This is a genomic window from Pedobacter sp. (assembly GCF_035317785.1).
GTDB lineage: Bacteria > Bacteroidota > Bacteroidia > Sphingobacteriales > Sphingobacteriaceae > Pedobacter.
Window position 1 is genome coordinate 19,292 of record NZ_DATHGC010000069.1, and the last position, 19,167, is coordinate 38,458.

General features: G+C 36.8%; 17 protein-coding genes. 12 read left to right on the forward strand and 5 right to left on the reverse strand.

What is annotated here, in order from left to right:
• Positions 1-2 precede the first annotated feature (2 nt).
• On the reverse strand, positions 3-2,432 hold the full coding sequence (locus tag VK541_RS04310; protein WP_324367277.1) for a hypothetical protein: 2,430 nt from the start codon (positions 2,430-2,432) through the stop codon (positions 3-5).
• 363 nt (positions 2,433-2,795) lie between these two features.
• Complete coding sequence (locus VK541_RS04315) at positions 2,796-3,797, reverse strand: hypothetical protein (protein WP_324367279.1); 1,002 nt, start codon at positions 3,795-3,797, stop codon at positions 2,796-2,798.
• A gap of 296 nt (positions 3,798-4,093) precedes the next feature.
• Between VK541_RS04315 and VK541_RS04320 the strand changes: the two genes are divergently transcribed.
• Positions 4,094-4,915 (forward strand): hypothetical protein, encoded by an 822-nt coding sequence (locus VK541_RS04320; RefSeq protein WP_324367281.1) that lies wholly within the window; start codon positions 4,094-4,096, stop codon positions 4,913-4,915.
• A 36-nt stretch (positions 4,916-4,951) separates the two neighbouring features.
• On the forward strand, positions 4,952-5,359 hold the full coding sequence (locus VK541_RS04325; RefSeq protein ID WP_324367283.1) for a hypothetical protein: 408 nt from the start codon (positions 4,952-4,954) through the stop codon (positions 5,357-5,359).
• A gap of 11 nt (positions 5,360-5,370) precedes the next feature.
• Here VK541_RS04325 and VK541_RS04330 read toward each other — a convergent pair whose 3' ends face one another.
• From VK541_RS04330 to VK541_RS04340, 3 genes are all read right to left on the reverse strand, one after another.
• Positions 5,371-5,829 (reverse strand): hypothetical protein, encoded by a 459-nt coding sequence (locus tag VK541_RS04330; protein ID WP_324367285.1) that lies wholly within the window; start codon positions 5,827-5,829, stop codon positions 5,371-5,373.
• A gap of 195 nt (positions 5,830-6,024) precedes the next feature.
• Positions 6,025-6,507: a hypothetical protein gene (locus VK541_RS04335; RefSeq protein WP_324367287.1), complete on the reverse strand. Its 483-nt coding sequence runs from the start codon at positions 6,505-6,507 to the stop codon at positions 6,025-6,027.
• A gap of 290 nt (positions 6,508-6,797) precedes the next feature.
• Positions 6,798-7,493 (reverse strand): hypothetical protein, encoded by a 696-nt coding sequence (locus VK541_RS04340; RefSeq protein ID WP_324367289.1) that lies wholly within the window; start codon positions 7,491-7,493, stop codon positions 6,798-6,800.
• Positions 7,494-7,654: 161 nt separating this feature from the next.
• Between VK541_RS04340 and VK541_RS04345 the strand changes: the two genes are divergently transcribed.
• From VK541_RS04345 to VK541_RS04390, 10 genes are all read left to right on the forward strand, one after another.
• Positions 7,655-7,909 (forward strand): type II toxin-antitoxin system prevent-host-death family antitoxin, encoded by a 255-nt coding sequence (locus VK541_RS04345; RefSeq protein WP_324367291.1) that lies wholly within the window; start codon positions 7,655-7,657, stop codon positions 7,907-7,909.
• Entirely contained in the window at positions 7,906-8,160 is a 255-nt protein-coding gene (locus tag VK541_RS04350) for a Txe/YoeB family addiction module toxin (RefSeq protein ID WP_324367293.1), read from the forward strand. Before VK541_RS04345 ends, VK541_RS04350 begins: the two co-directional genes overlap by 4 nt.
• Positions 8,161-8,259: 99 nt before the next feature.
• On the forward strand, positions 8,260-8,829 hold the full coding sequence (locus VK541_RS04355; RefSeq protein ID WP_324367294.1) for an RNA polymerase sigma-70 factor: 570 nt from the start codon (positions 8,260-8,262) through the stop codon (positions 8,827-8,829).
• 49 nt (positions 8,830-8,878) lie between these two features.
• Positions 8,879-10,060: a FecR family protein gene (locus tag VK541_RS04360; RefSeq protein ID WP_324367296.1), complete on the forward strand. Its 1,182-nt coding sequence runs from the start codon at positions 8,879-8,881 to the stop codon at positions 10,058-10,060.
• Between the two features lie 275 nt (positions 10,061-10,335).
• A complete protein-coding gene (locus VK541_RS04365) occupies positions 10,336-13,857 on the forward strand; it encodes a SusC/RagA family TonB-linked outer membrane protein (protein WP_324367297.1) in 3,522 nt (1,173 codons plus the stop codon).
• A gap of 4 nt (positions 13,858-13,861) precedes the next feature.
• A complete protein-coding gene (locus VK541_RS04370; protein WP_324367299.1) occupies positions 13,862-15,259 on the forward strand; it encodes a RagB/SusD family nutrient uptake outer membrane protein in 1,398 nt (465 codons plus the stop codon).
• A 51-nt stretch (positions 15,260-15,310) separates the two neighbouring features.
• The gene (locus VK541_RS04375) at positions 15,311-16,678 is read left to right on the forward strand and encodes a TlpA disulfide reductase family protein (protein ID WP_324367301.1); all 1,368 of its coding nucleotides are present in this window, start codon (positions 15,311-15,313) and stop codon (positions 16,676-16,678) included.
• A 43-nt stretch (positions 16,679-16,721) separates the two neighbouring features.
• The gene (locus VK541_RS04380) at positions 16,722-17,912 is read left to right on the forward strand and encodes a TlpA disulfide reductase family protein (RefSeq protein ID WP_324367303.1); all 1,191 of its coding nucleotides are present in this window, start codon (positions 16,722-16,724) and stop codon (positions 17,910-17,912) included.
• The gene (locus VK541_RS04385) at positions 17,909-18,358 is read left to right on the forward strand and encodes a protein-disulfide reductase DsbD domain-containing protein (protein ID WP_324367305.1); all 450 of its coding nucleotides are present in this window, start codon (positions 17,909-17,911) and stop codon (positions 18,356-18,358) included. The genes VK541_RS04380 and VK541_RS04385 overlap by 4 nt, the downstream gene beginning before the upstream one ends.
• Positions 18,359-18,432: 74 nt before the next feature.
• Positions 18,433-18,843, forward strand: a complete 411-nt coding sequence (locus VK541_RS04390; protein ID WP_324367307.1) for a DUF6520 family protein — start codon at positions 18,433-18,435, stop codon at positions 18,841-18,843.
• The last annotated feature ends 324 nt before the right edge of the window (positions 18,844-19,167 follow it).

Here is a 19,167-nt window from a genome sequence, read left to right on the forward strand (position 1 = left end):
CGCTATTTTTTTCCCGAATTGATTCTGGCCTGAATATTTTTAATATCTTCTATTAGTTCATCAGATTTCACAGGCCAAACAAAATAAGTGTCGGAAAATTTACACCTATTCCAAGCATCATTTAAGTAGAGAGCGAAAAGTTTAGCCCTCTCGAGACGATACTCTATATCATATTTATTACACATTTGATTTCTTACTTCAATCTGGAAAATTGGCACATCAACAATTATAGCGTCAATATATGTGAAGGAAGTTATTAAATAATTTATATGATAAATCCCAGAACTCGTGGTACGCAGCATAAGACTCGATTTTTCGGTACGTAACGAATTTCCTTTTTCTGAAGTTTCAAATAATTGCTTATTATACATAAAGTTTAATGCGGAATCAATCATAGAAGGATTGAAGCCCTTCTCCTGCATGTATGAATATACTTCATTAATAGGAATAAAACCTTCGTTTCTACTATTGACGGATTGATCATTCAGTAAACCCAGTATTATTGGGATTGTAAAGTGGTCACTTTCATTACTATTTCTTACATCGAAGATGTTAACAATGTCTGAATTATAGGAATTGTAGTAAATATTGTCTCCAAATATGATACTTCTTAGCACCTCATGTACAGGAATAGTATAACTTCCTCTGTCTTCAATTATTGAAATGATTTTTTCTGTATCAACATGGCCGCTACCCAGAAATTTCTTAATAAGTTCTATTGATTTTCTTACATTTCCATTTGAAATATTCTCAATAAATTGGAAAAGACCTCGATTTCGAAGTAACGAGTTTTTAAATGACTCCAATAACATTTCCAATTTAGAAAAGCTTGTTTTATTTTGAAGCTTTGATAGCGAAATTTCCCCCTTAGTTATTTTTTGAGCAAATGTCAACCTTTTAATTATCACATCATCAATCCTTGGAGGGGAAATTGTAAAAGCCTTAGTGTGATAACCACTTAAAGCACCTGTTGATTTTTTTGTTCTGTGGAAGGTCTCAGGCCTCAAGGATAAAAATACTAAAGTTGGCCAATCAGTTGCGAATTCTTGAGCAATCAAAAATGCGCTTTCCTGATCCGCATCATTTCTTTGATCACAGTTATCAATGAAAATTATTATTTGTTTAGATTGGTTCTTACAAATATACTCCAACGATTTTTTTAAATGGGCTATTTCGTCATTGACCAGATCACTTAGAAAATCAATTTCTTTTTCGATGGCTTTAGAGCTCTCGATTTCATATAGTCTTTTTACGTGGACACTTTTTTTGAAATTTTCCAACTCGACATAATATGCGTGTCTAACAAAATCATCATCAGTGATATTGATTCCGTATATATTATTGAGTTGATCAATAATAATTTTTAATATGGCTTTCCTTATATCAAAAGTAATAATAGCTTTTGAGCCAAGATCTATTTTGAAAGTTATAGATTTTTGAAAAATTTGAGGAGCTTCAACTAACAGGAGATTGTCTATAAATGTGCTTTTTCCTACACCAACATCACCTATTAGTAATATTGGCCTTTTGCTGAGACTGTTGGCGAAAAGATCTAATAGATCATTTGATACGCCCTTTTTATTCATTACTTGTTCTAATACGGCTTTTTTATCGTTACCCTCAAATAAGTAGCTATATCGTGTCGTTAATATTTGCCTGCTTAATACAGAGTATTGAGATAATGATCCACTTTTACAATAGCAATCCTCAAGAAATTCCTTTTCAATCGCTTTATCTTTGATTACGTCTTCTAGCACTAGATCGCTTATTATTTCAACCTCAGTTTGAAAAGGATTTCTATTTTTAACACCTGGATAGTCATCAATAATTGAGCTTAATTTTGGCGGTAGATTTTCGTTAAATTCTCCAGTAAGTTTTTTTAAAAGGCGTTCTTCATTAAACCCGTCCTTCGATAAAAAATTCCAAACCTCCTTATAGTTGTCCAGGAATATCTTTAAACTCGGTATAACTAAGGCTTGACCGTCTAAAGGAGCAATGGAGTCATTTCTATTTGCTATAAATGCAATTATTTGCCACCCATTCGTAACTACGCCAATTTGAATTCCTCGTTCATGACAATATCCACTTACTTGATATAAGGCCTTCTTGATATTCTCATTATCCTTCACGATTGATTTTAAAGGATAAATCAACTTAGTAGCCCCAGCTGGTAATTCAAAATAATTTCCCGTTTTTTTTGCTTCCCATACGGCAACTGGTCTGAATAAATTTAGTTTGTAATCCGAATAGTGACCGTCCTTAACATCTTCATTATTAATGTCTTTTGGTTCCCATCCTAGACAATCGATCAATATTCTATCTATGAATCTAAAACGAGTATCAGCTTCGTTTAATCTTTCTTTTTCTATTTCGGAAAATTCTTGGAGTAAAGTTTGAAGTGTGTCCCTGCCTTTCTCATAAAGATCAATCATACTTTTCTATAAATGTTTTCTCAATTTACAATTATTAATGGGAAAAAAAAGAATTACTTATATCCTAAACTACTGTAAAAAACAGATGTGCTTATTATGAAATCTTTCGGCCACTTATAGTTCTTAACCCAAACTTATATAACTTAGCACAAACAAAAAGATTATGTAAACAGCTAAATATTATATTTTTGCCAAATAATCCAAGAAATTGGAGCATTTAGCGCCAAGTCTACAGCCAATTGCCATATATATCTGCCAGATTTTTTCCAGTGAAAATACTCTCATTTCAATATTTCAAAAACTTCAGGGTCTTCGGTAGAATATCTCAATCGTATCGCCGACAAACGTTTACCTTGCTTTCACCTACCTCCACACCACGTCACCTGTTGCGGGCGTTTTAGTATTTAATTTTATCATACCCGTCCCATCTGCATTTATGGTATACAGCATATAGTCTTCCATATGCGTGTAGCCCCCGAAAATGATTTTCTTGCCGTCCGGCGACCACCTTGGTGAGTTGACAATGAGTTGGTCGTTGGTGATTTGCTTTTCTCCCGTTCCGTCAATATTGATAGTGAATAACCTGTTTTGTCCTACCTTATTTTCAACATTTCCGTTAAATAGAATTTTGTTGCCATCGGGTGAGTAGGACGGAAAATTTTTCACCTTAGCCTTTGTCTTCAATATGGTTGCATCTGTGCCATCACTATTCATGACATAGAATTGATACTCTTCATAGTTGTCCTTTTTTGCATCCTTGTTTGACATAAACACGATCTTCTTGCCATCCGGAGACCATGCGCCCGCAGAGGTAAAATTGAATATTCCGTGATTTTCAAAGAATGTCAATTGTTTTTCTCCCGTACCGTCGATATTCATGGTAAAAAGCTGGATGGCATATAATCTGTCCTTAGGTGAGGTGCTGAATAGGATAGTTTTTCCATCCGGAGAGAATGATGGACTGGCTTTTAATCGGTTTGGACTGTTAGTAAGTCTTGTCGCACCAGTACCATCAGCGTTCATGATGTATATTTCATAGATGCTTGGACCGCTTTCGTTGGAGACAAAAATAATTTTGGTGCCGTCTGGCGACCACGACATTCCGTGAATCTGCAGATATTCCGGATTTGGGAATGAAGTGAGCTGTTTTTCATTGGTTCCATCGCTATTCACGGTATAAAACTGCCGATGCAAGGGTAGATTTATGGTTCCTCCAGCATATAGTATTTTATTTAGTAGTTTAGGGTTCTGGCCCTCTGTTTCCTGTTCTTTTTCCTCTTCTTTTGGTTTTTCTTTTTTGCAGCCTGTTACAGCAAATGTTGCTACAGTGATCAGCAAAATCATTGTTATTGAGCGTCTATTCATCTTTTGTTTAATGCTTGCTTAAAAGTATTAATTTATTTTCAGTTTCTCTGTCTATATTATATTCTTGCTTAAAAATTTACCTTTAGAGGTTCTCATTTATATTTGCGACATGTCAACGCCCTCAGGACAAATTGAAAATCCCTTAAGTAAAACAAAGCTTGCGCTTCTTTTTGCGGGCCCATTGGCTTTGTAATAGGATAGATCAATAAAAAAATAGCTGTGCCTCCGAGATCATCTTCTATGAAACTGCTTTTTTCTTAAGGGGAAATATTATATTTACATCTTATTTTCAAACTATGAATTTCAAAAACGCTCTCGTCAAAACTCTGGTTTTGGTCGTACTACTGTTTCAGGGATGCAGCAAAAAGAACTCAGGCCCTGACGAACCTGAAGAAAAGCCCGTACCGCTGGCAAAGTTAAAGTCTGTGCGCCCGCCTGATGGGCCAGGTGGGATAGATTATTATTACAACAGCAACGGTCGTATTGACAAAGTGGAGACCAGATCTGGGTCTGATTTGATGTCAGTTCATGATTTTGTTTACAAAGACGGCATAGTAATGTCATTGAATGTTTCCACACCACCTCCTCCAAGGTGGAAAGATCCATTGGAGCCATATTTCAAACAGATTTATAAATACAGCGGGAATCAGATAGTCGAGGTTCTGATAGAAAAATTAGGTCCACAACCACGAGAAGATAATTCACTGGTTACGCTTACCTATGATAGCAGGGGCTTCATCAAAACAAAGAAAATGGAATTTCTGCGCAGTGGGGGCATTATAGAATTGGTTTCAATTGACAGGTTAACGACGGACGATAAGGGGAATGTAACCAAGATCGAAAGGGATCATTATGTAAGGGGTGCACTTGCTGGTACGTCTGTTGAGCTCAGGGAATACGACAATAAAATCAATCCTCTTTACAAGCTGGTTTCTCCGACTAATATTGATGAATACTTCAATCCGAATAACAGGGTAAAAAATACTGGCTTCGATCAATATGGAAATCCGTACCCGACTGTTTATGAGTATGAGTACAATGCTGAAGGCTTGCCGGTTAAACAGACCACTAAGACGGCACTACAAACATTTGATCTTTTGTTTGATTATTACAAATAGACTGAGCGCTCTAAAATTTATTGATAATCTCTTAGGATGTCCGTTAAAGAAATCATCATTGTCTTGTTTATTCATGTGCTTGTGCCTCTAGCAGGGCTCGCGATTTACCTTCGCTTGCTGGCAAAGCTTAGAAAGCAGAACCTGGTCAGTACCCTGGGGATCTACTTTTTAATTATCTTTATTACTTATGGTGGTTTGTTGATGGTCGTGTTAACTGGATTCTTTTGGCGGTGGTCGGGAATGGCTTCATTAGGTATGTTTTATTTAATGCTCCCTGCCCCGGTATTGATGGCTGTTACGGCCTACAATAATAACAAGCTCAAATCGGTTTCTAAATATCATTTTTTAGCTTTCCGGGCGGGTTTGCTTTATTTTGTAATTTTTCCTGGATTCGTTTTGATCACTTATTTTGTTCAAAGTTTTTCGCATGCAGATCGTCTATAATAACCCTAGGATTAAAACGCATCAAATTCACTGATCACATCAAAGCCAAGGGCACCTTTTTTCACATGTATATAAACACTTTTAGCCCGCTTAACTTTTTCTGTTTCCGGATATTTAAAAATCAATTCTTTTTCAGATCCAAAATAATCGAATCTCGCAACAGGACTTCGGCGTTCTCTATGTCCTTTCGGCCCAGGCAACGAACTCTTCTCTGCAATTGGAAATGTCTTTACTTCAGTTTCATTGTTTGCCAGATAAAAATTGGCGGCCATTAAAAGGTAACAAACGATACCTCCCCAGGCGCAGCAGCTTAGAACCAGCTTAAGAAAAATATTTCCGCCTGGATATAATTCGTCCAAGTGTCTTGAAGTAATGAAATGGCCCAAAATTCCGACAACAAATAATACGGCCAAAGGAATAAGGTAAGATATAATGGTCACACGGAAAATTTGAACTTCTAAAACCAGCAAAAGTATTCCGAGTAAAAAGGACGCGTTGTAAAAGAATTTCCAGAGTTTTTCGGGTCTTAGAATACTGTTGCGTTTGGCCAAATTGGTTTTCCTGATCAGGGATTTGTTTCTAACTGCTTTGGACATAAGAATCGTTAAAGTTTGGTGTTCGAAGATAAAATTTAGTCATTCAGCCATTTTTACTGAAAATGCTTATTATTCCCCTTTAAAAATCTCCTTAAGATCATCTTTTATGAAGCTACTTTTAAAGTTAAAGGAAATCATTGCTACAATATAGGAGAATAATATAGGTACCATAGGGAAAAGAATTATTGGCCAATACGATCTGTTGCTGCTAATGATAAATGCCAGTGTAACAGCAAAAAATATAAGATAGAAAGACATGGCAAAGGCGATTAATAACCTGTCGAGTTTTATGGTTACACTCACAGTTACATTTCCTTTAGAGTCGTCGATCTTTCCGCTTATAATTGGCAATGATACCCCATTGTGGCTAATCTTCGATAACCTAAATTTATAGCCCAGCAATTCTCCTTTAAAAGGCCGATCTAATTTGCCGAATTTCCAATTGAGGAGAGAGGGATTAGGGTCTATTTTTGATACCAGCCTTTTTATGACCTCGTCTTTATCAAGATTGGTTGTGTAGGTTATTCGTTCATATGGTATAAAAACAGCCATTTTTGGAGAGGTTAATCAATATGTTCATTAAAGATATGGAAAAGAAAAGTTTTCTAGAGTTACTGTCATCCCCCTCCGCACAATTTCTCCGGGCCTTCTGCATACCTTCTGCGGTTAAAAGTACCTCTAACCGCAGAAAGTACGCCACGTAACCGCAGGACAAGCGCAGGAAGCCGCTTCCAGGCGCAGAAAATAGCATTAACTCAGTCCAGCAGCGGTCTCGGATCAAACACTACCCTGAAGTTTTGTATTTTACCATCCAGAAGCTGATACCATCCAAAGCTGAAAATTCAGTTTTGATTGGTGGGAACTGGTGCGCTGTTCAAAACAATCCTGTTTTCCCCGGATGCAGATAAGAAAGGTAAGATCCGCGAATTAATTCTGCTGTGTGATACTGTAATCATTAAGGCCGTCAATGGAATAAATATAACGGCTGCTATGATTAATGGTTTCCAGATTGGTTTTGCCCGGTGCCTGGTATCAGCACCTATATACCTTGCCCAAAATAGTTCGTACATAATTAATACACCAATGCTGTTGGCGATAAATGTGAAAGAGCCATTGGCATTAAAGCGGTCTAAAATAGCCATAGAAACTACAGAATATAGAAAGCCAAAAACTATCACCGGCCAGCCAGGCTTGCCGGCATCTTTACAATTAGATGCCAGCATAAATGACCCAAAGAATGTAGAAAATAAAATAGAGAAGACATAGATTGCAGTTTTTGAATAGTATTGAGGAGCATCCGGATCCTCTACGACATTCCTTTTCCAGGAGTTTTTGTTTTTCTGTTGTTCAAGAATTGTTTTAGCACCCAATTCTCTTTGAACATCATCATCAATTGTATCGGGAAGTTGAACACCTCTGCTTTTTAATTCAGCCAAGGCCAGCTGTACCGCTTCTTCTGTGTGTTTGTCAACGTTATTAATGTAATACATCAACTCATTATCCGTTTTACCGGCGATTTTTTGTTTAAGAGCACTCATTATAGTTTGTAATGGTCAAAACGAAGATACATTTTAGTTCAGATAATCTATAAAGCTTAGCGATGACCATGGCAGAAGAGACATCCAGATGGGATTGTACGTGTTGTTGTACAACTCTAATTTTTTAATTATATTTGAATTCCAATACTATAGATAAGATCATGGAGATTACAACATACTCTAACTTTAGACAACATTTAAAGAGCTTTCTGGATAAAGTATTCTTAAATCAGGGTCCGCTGTATATCAGCAGGAGCAATGGAGAAGATGTTGTTGTGCTTTCAAAGTCTGACTATGAAAGTCTAATGGAAACATTTCATTTATTAAAAAGTCCTAAAAATGCTTCACGGCTTATGGAAGGCATTGAAGAATATAAAAAAGGCAAAGGGCAGGAAAGATCGCTTATTGAGGAATGAAGATTATTTTTCAAAGCGGTGCCTGGGAAGACTACCTTTACTGGCAACAAACTGATAAATCAATTTTAAAGAAGATCAATATGATCATCAAAGAAATTGAGAGAACACCATATGAGGGGCAAGGGAAGCCTGAAATGCTTAAGCATGATTTATCGGGGTGGTGGTTCAGAAGATTAAATCTGGAGCATCATGTCGTGTATAGGATAGAAGATGATTCAATAATTATTCTGCAATGCAGGTATCATTATTAACGTCCATCTATTTTCTCCCGTGATTAACGTTGGTAATTAAATAATGTATAAACTTGCCACAACTAATTATTATCTTTAATACAGGGAAAATTTAACATCATGGCTGGTTATAGCTCTTATACCGATCAGGAACTTGTGGCTTTTTTAAAGCAGGGGGATCATGCGGCCTTTGCAGAAATATTTGAAAGATACCATTCGCTGCTTTACATTTTTGCCTATAAAAAGATTAATGACAGGGAGGAGGCCAAGGATATCGTTCATGATCTGTTTGCCGCTATCTGGGAGAAGCGTGAAAGTCTGAGTATAACCGGGCAAGTGCTGGCCTATTTGTATACGGTATTAAAAAACAAAATATTTGACCTGTATAAGCATAAAAAGGTAACTCAGCGCTACCTGGATGCCTTCCAGGAATACCTTAATGTGGAGCCTGAAGCCACGGATTACAGAGTGAGGCATAATGACCTTGCAGCTTTGATAGAAAAAGAGATAGCCGCATTGCCGGAGAAAATGCGAATCGTCTTTGAAATGAGTAGAAATACAGAAATGAGCAGGAAAGAAATTGCGGATACGCTCGGTTTGCCTGAAGAAACCGTAAAGAGCAGGATGCACAGTTCTTTGAAAATCCTGAAGGGAAAACTGGGGCCGAAAAGTTTTTTAATATTTTTTTGACCCTGGCTTAACATCAAATCGTTATGTATCTAAATAGGATAATCAAAACATGTCACAACAGGATGCTAAAAGTTTAATTGAGAAGTACCAGTCAGGATTGTGCAGTCCAGAAGAGAAGGCTATCGTAGAAAACTGGCTGACCTTTGGCGAGGCTACTGATCTCGATTTGTCTGAAGCTGAACTTAATGCTGATCTAACGGAACTAAGGCAAAGAGTAATAGGGACAGACCGTAAGACTGTCAAGCTATGGCCGAAGATAGCGGTTGCAGCTTCCCGAAGTAAATTCGGGACTTCGCTGATAGCTGCCGCTGCGGTAGCTGTTGTTGTTTTTGGTGCAGGCTTGTTTTATTTTGGCGGTGATAACCGGTTAGAACCGGTTAAAACGGCTGTTGCAAACGATATAGCTCCAGGGAAAAATGGTGCGACTATTACACTAGCTAATGGCAAGATGATACAGCTGAGTGATGCGAAGAGTGGGGTAGTAGTGGGAAAAGATTTAAAATATGATGACGGTACTGCCCTCTCTGGCTTGCAGCCATCTCTCCCAGGGGGAGAGAGGAGCATGGCGCTTACTGCAAGTACTGCCAAAGGCCAGACTTACCAATTCACACTCCCCGACGGAACCAAGGTCTGGCTAAACGCTGACTCAAAACTTGAGTTTCCATCCAATTTTGTGAATAGTAAAACAAGAAATGTGAAACTATCAGGTGAGGGGTATTTTGAAGTAGCAAAGGATAAAACTCATCCTTTCATGGTAGCGACGGATAAACAAGAAGTAGAGGTGCTGGGTACGCACTTTAATATTAATGCGTACAAGGATGAAGATAATACTAAGACGACGTTGTTGGAGGGAAGTGTAAGAGTTTATAATTTGCCAGAGCCTGGAAAAGATTACGAGACATTGGCAGATAGAATGGTACTCTTAAAACCTAACCAACAATCTGTTTTAGCCGGTTCTAACCGGTTAGCAGTAACCGACATAGACCCTGAAGCTGCTGTCGCCTGGAAGAATAACAAATTTATGTTTGACAGTCAAAGCATCACAGACATTATGCGCATGGTGTCACGCTGGTACAACGTAGAGGTCATATACACCGGAGAGTTGCCAACGGATAAGTTTTGGGGATCTGTGTCCAGGTTTGACAATGTATCTAAAGTGCTGAAAGCACTAGAATCAACCAACAACGTTCATTTTAAAATAGAAGGAAGGAGGATTTATGTTTCACGGTAAATCCCCCTTTGATATACAATTAACAGGATTACAAACCTTTAAAATCATGGGAATGAAGAAACATTTACGACAGAATAGCTAGGGCTATATGCAAATCAACCAGACTAAAGCCTGGTTGATGTTGGCACAATTAATTGAAATCAACTGTTTATCGCAGCAAGCCGGAAGTTTTTCGAGGACAAAGGCAAACTGCATAAGAACCAACTGAACAAATGTATAAAAATATACCATTACATGGTATGCCTAATCGGCTGTACCATAAAATCCTGCTAATTATGAGACTCACCACAGTCCTGTTGATAGCGTCCCTAATGCAAGTCAGCGCTGCCGGCCTTGCACAAAAAATCACTTTATCTAAAACCAATGCGCCGCTGAAAACGGTGTTGAAGGAACTGCGCCTGCAAAGCGGCTTTGATTTTATAGCCACAGAAGCGCTATTGGAGAAATCTAAATCTGTAAGCCTGAAAGTAAAAGACATGGAGCTAGAAGATGTGCTGGAAAGTATTTTTGACGAGCAGCCACTTACTTATACGATTGAAAATAAAACGGTAACGTTAAAAGCTAAGGAGCCTTCCTTTCTGGATAATCTGGTTGCCAGGTTTACTGATATTGATGTGCATGGGCGTGTGGTGGATGAAACGGGTAATCCGTTGCCGAATGCGTCGATACAGGTAAAAGGGAAAGCTAAGGTTTATAATAGTAATGATAAAGGGGAATTTAGTATTCCTGATGTTGCTGATGATGGTATTTTGGTGATACGCTATGTTGGTTTCAAAATGTTGGAGATTGCGCTGAAGGATGCGGTGATGCCGTTGGAGATTAAACTGAATGTGGCGACTGGGGAATTAGAGGAAGTGAAGGTAGTGTTTAATACAGGGTATCAGGAGTTGAATAAAGAGCGAAGCACAGGGAGTTTTGTTCAAATTGATAATGAACTATTCAATAGAGCAGTTGGCTCAACAGTATTAGATAGAATTTATAATATAACAAGTGGTTTAATCTTTAATCCAACTCCAACAAGTACCAGAGGACCGGATCCTAATAACATTGTAATACGTGGTGTGAGTACTATTGAAGCTAATAATAGTGCATTAGTTGTTGTCGACAATTTTCCATATGAGGGGGATTTGAAGAGTTTAAATCCCAATGACATTGAGTCAATTACAGTTTTAAAAGATGCAGCAGCAGCAAGTATTTGGGGTGTCCGAGCAGGGAACGGAGTAATTGTCATTACCACTAAGAAAGGCAGATTTAATCAACCAACAAGTATAGGTTTTAACAGTAATGTAACAGTTGGTCAAAAACCAGATCTTTTTTATATCCCATATATACCATCAAAAGATATGATTGAGTTTGAAAAACAGCAATATGGCGCAGGTATATTTAATGAATATGATGATCTGTATCCTTCGATCAATAATTTTCCTATAATTCCGCAATCTATAGAAATCTTACTTGCTGCCAGAAAAAAGAATGAAAGCACTGTAGGATACAATGCCTTAAATGATCCAGCTGTAAATGCCCAATTGGATGAATTGAGTAAATATGATATACGCAATGATATTCAGAAATACTTGTTAAAAAATAGTTTAAATCAACAGTATGCCCTAAACTTATCCGGCGGAGGCAGTACTTTTAATTATTATTCTTCTATTGGATATGATAAAAGTACAAATGATAATATTGAAGACCGAAATAGTCGACTCTCGTTAAATTTTAACAATACATGGCGTCCGATCAAGAGTCTTGAAATCAGTAGTAGTATTGTTCATACTAGGATGAATAATAAAAGTCCTGGAATGTCAGTTATCTATGATGAATTATTATCCAATTACTCACCTTATACCAGGCTCGTTGATGAAAATGGAATGGCTTTGGCTATTCCAAAGAGTTTCCGCATGGCTTATATAGATACCGCGCGCTATCCCGGGTTATTAGATTGGCATTATAGGCCTCTTGAAGATTATAAATATACTGATAATCAAAATCAGCAGTATGATACAAGGCTTAGCGCCATATTGAAATACAATATCAGACCTTGGGTTAAAGCAGAATTTCAATACCAAAATCAAACTAGCCAGTCTAATGGACGCAATTATAGCAGTCAGGAAAGTTTTACTGTACGAGATGGTATTAATAAATTTACAAACAAAGATGCAACAGGTAAATTAACTTATCCTTGGCCATTAGGTGACGTAATTGGTTTAAGCAATAATATATTCAAGGCATGGAATATACGTGGGAGCTTAAATTTTAATCAGCAATTTGGGCAGCATCACATTTCTGCGCTTGTAGGAATGGAATTAAGAGAAACTACAAGTGAATCTAATTTTAGCACACTATATGGTTTTGATCCACAAACGTATACTTCAAAGTCGGTTGACGTTGTAAACGTGTTCCCAACTAGACCAATAGGTGCTAATAGAATTCCAAGGAATACTGGAGATCCGGGTGAAAATTTAACAAGAAATGGCAGTGTGTACGGGAATGCAGCTTATGACTTTAATGGAAAATATTTAGCCACACTCAGTGGGCGCATAGATCAAAGTAATTTTTTTGGAGTGAAGGCAAATTTGCGTCGTGTACCTCTTTGGCATGTAGGTTTGGCTTGGAACCTACACCTTGAAGACTTTTATCACATTTCATGGCTTTCAACACTTAAGCTTAGATCAAGCTACGGGTATACAGGAAATGCGAATTCTGGGGCAAGTAGTTATGCAACTTTTATAAATAGAACTGGAAGTGAAGGGGTTCCAATAAGAAACGTCATATGGGGCAATTTATTAACAGTTAATAATCCGCAATTACGTTGGGAACGAGTTAAAATAATTGACCTAGGAATTGATTTTTCTATAAAAAATAATCGAATAAATGGAAGTATCGATTTTTATCAAAAGGATGGGATAGATTTATTGGGTCCGATAATTCCGGATCCTACAAGCGGTGTAGTTAGTTATACAGGTAATCAAGCGAGTATTAATATTAAAGGGATAGATTTTATACTAAATACTATTAATGTTAAAAAAAAATCGTTCATGTGGACTACTAAATTATTAGCCAGTTTTAATAAAGATAAAGTTACAGCATATAAGGGAATAAAACCAAGAGGAGTGAGTCTGGCAGGTGATGTGAGTTCCCCTATTGTTGGATACTCGCTATCAAGGATTTTAAGTTATCGTTGGGCTGGGTTGGATCCATTAAATGGTGACCCAAGATTCTATTTGGCAGATACTATATCTTCATTTGGAAATGTAACTCAAGTAAAGGAGGAAGATTTAAGATATAGTGGTCAGAGGAATCCGAAATTTTTTGGCTCAATTCTCAATCAGATTAATTACAAACAATTTTCTGCTTCTGCAAATGTCACCTATAAGTTTGGCCACTATTTTAGACGAAGCTCAATAGACTACAATTATATAAATCCTTTATTTCTATCTTCTCCAAATGGGCACTTTGATTATACATTGAGATGGAAGAAACCAGGAGATGAACTTTTTACAAACGTTCCTTCTCTACCTCTAACTTCAAATCCAAATAGAGAGAATGTTTATTTAAATTCTGATTTTTTAGTTGAGAAAGCAGATCATGTTCGTTTACAAGATATTCGGTTAGATTATCGGTTTGATAAAAATACATTTAAAAAGTCCCCATTCAAAAATGTTTCGTTATACATGTTTGTCTCTAATCTCGGAATAATTTGGAAAGCGAACAAGCATGGGCTTGACCCAGATGCCTATGCATTTACTCAATTACCAAATTCTAAAACTATTGCATTTGGACTAAACGCTAATTTCTAAACTTATGAAAAAGATGAGAAAAAAATATTTCAATTATATTGTATTATGTATCGCAATTCTAAGTATAAGCTGCAAAAAAGGCGACTGGTATGATGTGAAATCAAATAAGCAGCTTTCTGTACCTTCAACTTTGAAAGACATGCAAGCTCTAATGGATAATAGTGGAACTCTAAATATAAATACTCCATATCTAAAGGAGGTAGCTTCTGATGGACACTATCTAGAGGAAACAAGAGCTAGTGCTTTAGTAGGAGGAGATAGAAATGCTTATACATGGACACATGAACAACGCAATGAAAATATCGTCGATTGGGTCGTGGCTAATAATGGATGTTATAGGAGGGTTTATTATGCAAATATAGTGTTGGAAGGCCTAAGTAAAATTGAACCTAACGGAACTGAAGAACGAGGAGAGTGGGGAAATGTAAAAGGTCAAGCACTCTTTCATAGAGCCTTAGCGTTTTACGACCTGAGTCAAACATTTGCTGCGCCTTATGAGGCCACAAACGCAGAAAGCAAATTAGGCATTCCTTTACGTTTGGAATCAGATGTAAATATTCCTAGTAAACGGGGGACTCTTAAGCAAACATATGATCAAATTATTAAGGATCTATTGACTGCTTTGGATATATTACCTCACACCCCGCTCTATAAAACCCGTCCCTCCAAAACAGCAGTGTTGGCATTGTTGTCTAGAGTATATTTGAGCATGGAGGAGTATAATCAGGCGGGAATTTATGCTGGCTTGTCTTTGGATGGTTATAGTACATTGATGGACTATCGTAGTTTAAATTCCATGTCAACGACTAATCCCATTTCGGTGTATAATCCAGAAATGATTTTTTATTCTTCAATGACATCGGCATCATCTAATAGTTTCACAAATAACAGGATAGATCCTACTTGGTACAACTTATATGCAGATAACGACTTGAGAAAGAAGATTTTTTTCAATAGAAATCTAACTACAGGCCTTATAACATCGAAAGGAACTTACTGTGGAGTTGGATTCAATTTACACTTTACAGGATTGGCCACAGATGAGCTCTATTTGATCAGGGCGGAATGCTATGCTCGTGCTGGAAAAGTAGCAGAGGCTATGACGGATTTGAATACCTTATTAAGGACCAGATGGTCTGGTGCTTATACAGATATAACTGCAACTAGTGCCGATGATGCGCTAAGAAAAGTATTGGAAGAGCGAAAAAAGGAATTGATTATGCGTGGTTTACGGTGGAGTGATTTAAGACGACTGAACCGGGATCCAAGATTTGCTGTTACACTTACAAGAATCGTTGGAGGTAAAACATATGTCTTAGAGCCAAATAGTTATAAATATACTTTTCCTATCCCTGATGATACTATGGAAAAAACGAATCTGGAACAAAACCCTGGATGGTAAGTATCTTGTATTTAATGAATATTTAATAGCAAACACACAAATCTTAATAAAATGAAACGTATTAAAGCATACGTAACGGCATCACTATTGTTGGCGTCGTTGCCTACCATTGCGCAACAAAAAATAAATAAATATCTGATTAATAAAGATCAAAAATGGTATGATTTAGGTGATAAGGTTGAGGACGTCACTATCGAAAGAATACGAAATTACCCTACAAAAACTGCTAGAATTTCGGATTTCCAAGGGAAATTGTTGGTGCTTGATTTTTGGGATAAAGGGTGTACGAGCTGCATTGCTAACTTTCCCAAAATGGAAGCTCTGCAGAAAGAATTTGGAAATAAAATACAAATACTGTTAGTATGTAAAAATAATGAAGAAGAGTTAAAGTTGCTTTTTAAAAAGAGTCCAAATGCGAAAGCTGTAACGTTACCAATGCCTCTTGGAGATACTATCCTTAATAAATTGTTTCCACACATTGGGGTTCCTTATCATGTTTGGATTGGACCAGATGGTAAAGTTGTAGGTATGACGGATGGGACTTCCACAAATTCAACTAATATTAAACAATATTTAGAAACCGGCAAAGTTGATTTGCCTTTAAAAAAATCAATCCTGTCCTCCAAAATATTAAATGCTCCTATCGTTGAACAGCTATTAAATATACCTGAGCCAGAAAAATATCTGGAAGCAGGCGTCTTCATTATGAAAAAGCACCCAAATATAGCTTTGAATGAAAGCGCATTTTGGCCTATTCCAGCTTTGATTAGGATCCATTTTATTGATGTTGATGAAAGCTTTGGGATTAAAAAAGTGGTAGTTGAAGTTAGAGATTCCTTAAATTTCACCAAATATTTCCCGCCAGTTAATGTTGACCTTGAGTCTAAGTGGAGGATGGAAAACGCATATAAAATTCAGATCTCTTCATTACCAGATAGATTGCTGATGTCATTAGGATATAATGCGGAAAGAGAATATATCAAAAAATACTTAAAGGATTATGTATTAAGTCATTTTGGAATAACTTACTCAGTAGAAAACAGAAAATTGAAGTGTTGGGTAATCACCAGAATTAATAACGCAGATAAATTGAAAAGTAAAGGCAGATCTGAATTTGTTCAAATGAAGGAATCAGATGACAGCTATTTTTCGGATCAAATGAACGGCACAGCAATATTCAGAAATACACCGTTTGGAGTATTATTAAATAAGCTTAATAAGAAAATGCAAATCTGTTTTGGCGAGAAAGATGCTCCTCCATTGTTAAACGAAACAGGTTATAATGAAACATTTAAAGTTGATATGGATTTACGTTTCCAACCAGATTTAGTAAAACTTAATGGAGAATTGGCACTTTATGGCCTACACATTAAAGAGGCTATAAGGAACGTGAAATGTCTTTCAATTAAGGAACTATAAGTGCATTAAAATAAGTTGATTATTAATTTCAGACAAATAACAAATGAAAAATAAAATAATAGCGTCCCTAATCTTTTTATGTAGTGGTATCCTCATGAGAAGTGTAGCGCAAGATACAATAGGCTTTGAAGTAAATTGCCATTTAAAAGGGCTGCCGAATGGAACAAAAGTATATTTGAGAAATCAGGACAAGGATACTATTTCGACTGCAGTTGCAAAAAATGAGTTTTTTTCTTTTACCGGAAAGCTTCCTCAAAATGGAAGATTTCACTTTATTATCATAGGCAATGAGTCAAATCCTTTAAAGAGTACGGCTTTAGATGTTATTTTTTTGGAGAATAGATCTATAAAGGTAACTGGTACATTTGGGATGAAAAGCATAGAAGTAGTTGGATCTCCTGGGCATCAAGATTATGCGGATGTGATAAAGGCCACAGCAAACATTTCGAATCGAATTAGGGAACTTAGTAGCGCTTTGTTTAACAATACTATTGTAACTGAAAAAACAAAAGATTCAATAGAACTTAACAGGTTAAAGTATGAAAAAGCAGACATGCAAAGAGAAGTAGATAGTCTTGTCAAAGATAATAACAAATTAGCATTAAAATGGATAGCAAATCATACAGCTTCGTTATTTGCTCCAAAAAGAATAAGTCATTTTAAAAAAGCTTTGGGACAAAAAGGAACGAAAGAGGCTTATGGTAGACTAACATTGGAAGCGAAAAGAAGTTATTATGGCGTGGAATTGGAAAATCAAATTAATGCTCTCAAGCTAGGTGATACAATACCGGATTTTATTTTGACTAATGTAAAGGGTGAAAGTATATCGGCTAAAAAACTAATTCGACAAAATAAATTTACCCTAATCGATTTTTGGGCTAGTTGGTGTTCGCCCTGCAGAGCTGCTATTCCTGATCTGAAAGAAGTTTATAAAGAATTTAATAGTGAGGGTTTTAACATAATTGGAATTGTTACAGCGAAAAATGATAAAGAAATATCTTGGAAGAAGGCTCTTGCTACGGATAATACACCTTGGGATCAAGGTAGGGATTTAACTAACATTACCGATACTCTATTTCCAAAGGATGGAATTCCCTCTTATTTATTATTAGACAATGAAGGGAAAATAATTGCTTCGAATATTATTTCTATTACTCAGAAAGGTCTAGGTCAGCAAGGACCAATAATTAGAGGTGAAGGACTTAGGAAAACGTTGAAAGGGTTGTTAAAATGAAAAGGATATTGTTATTTGTTCTGTTATTTGCAGGGATTTGCGCACAAGCCCAAATTATAAAACCCGCTGCCTGGATCTTTACAAGCAAGTTTGTAAAACCGGGTTTGTATGAGGTGCATATGACTACGACCATTGAAAAGGGCTGGACAACATATAGCCAGTGGACACCTGAGGGTGGGCCAGAGCCGACTGTGATTTCATTTGACAAGAACCCGAATATATTGCTGGGCGGAAAGGCCAAAGAGGTAGGCACGATGAAGAAAAAGCATGAAGAAGTATTTGGAGTTGACGTACACTACTTTGAGCACAAGGTGGAATTTGTTCAGCTGGTGAAAGTGAAGAATGATAAGGGTAATAAAGTCATCTCAGGCAAAGTGAAGTACATGACCTGTGATAAGGAACAGTGTATAAATGATGAAATACCTTTTAAAATTGAACTGAAGTAAACCCAATCATCCAAAAACTATACTTATTTATTCATTTAAATTTTCTCCTTTTTCAGAAAAAGGAGGCTCAAACTATGAAGTTAAAAAGATTTCTATTGCCAGTTTTGGCCTTTGTAATTACCATTACTGCAATGGCATTTACCCTACCAAGTAAATTTAATGCAACTAAAGAAGCAAAGGCTGTTGACCCAGAGTATTCTTACTATTTTATTTATACAGGACCATCACCGTCGTATAACATTAACAATTATTTAAATCCAAATAATTATGTACTGCTGCCAGACGATCAAAACCCATATGAGCAATGTGAATACGGAAATGATGCTGTTTGCATGGTATTAACTGAACGATTCTGGAATGGCTTTGAATGGAAACCAGATTTTTATTATTATCAGAGCTATGGAAGCGCATATTGGGGCTTGCAGCAATATTGTACCTATGGAGATCCCAGTACAAGTGCTGTTATTTTAAAGGATTTGCCATAACTAAAAATTGATTGGGTTTACGATGCGGAGGATTAAACCACCTCCGCATTTTATAAAAAGAGATAATTAAAATAAAGAGCAACCATTTTTGATTAGTAAGCCCTGGTCGGTTTAGTTCCCGGCCGGGGTTATTAAAGAGGTTGCACAAAATAAATAAAGAATTGATTGAGAATTAACGCTTATTAATTATTCGAAGCCCAGGGGAGTTTGTGAAATTATCTCCTCTCTCCCTTTGGGAGAGATCCCCCTTGCGGGGAGAGAGGGTTTTTGAAATCTTTCCCTCTCTGTCCTGCGGACATCTCTCCCGGAGGGAGAGAGGAGGGA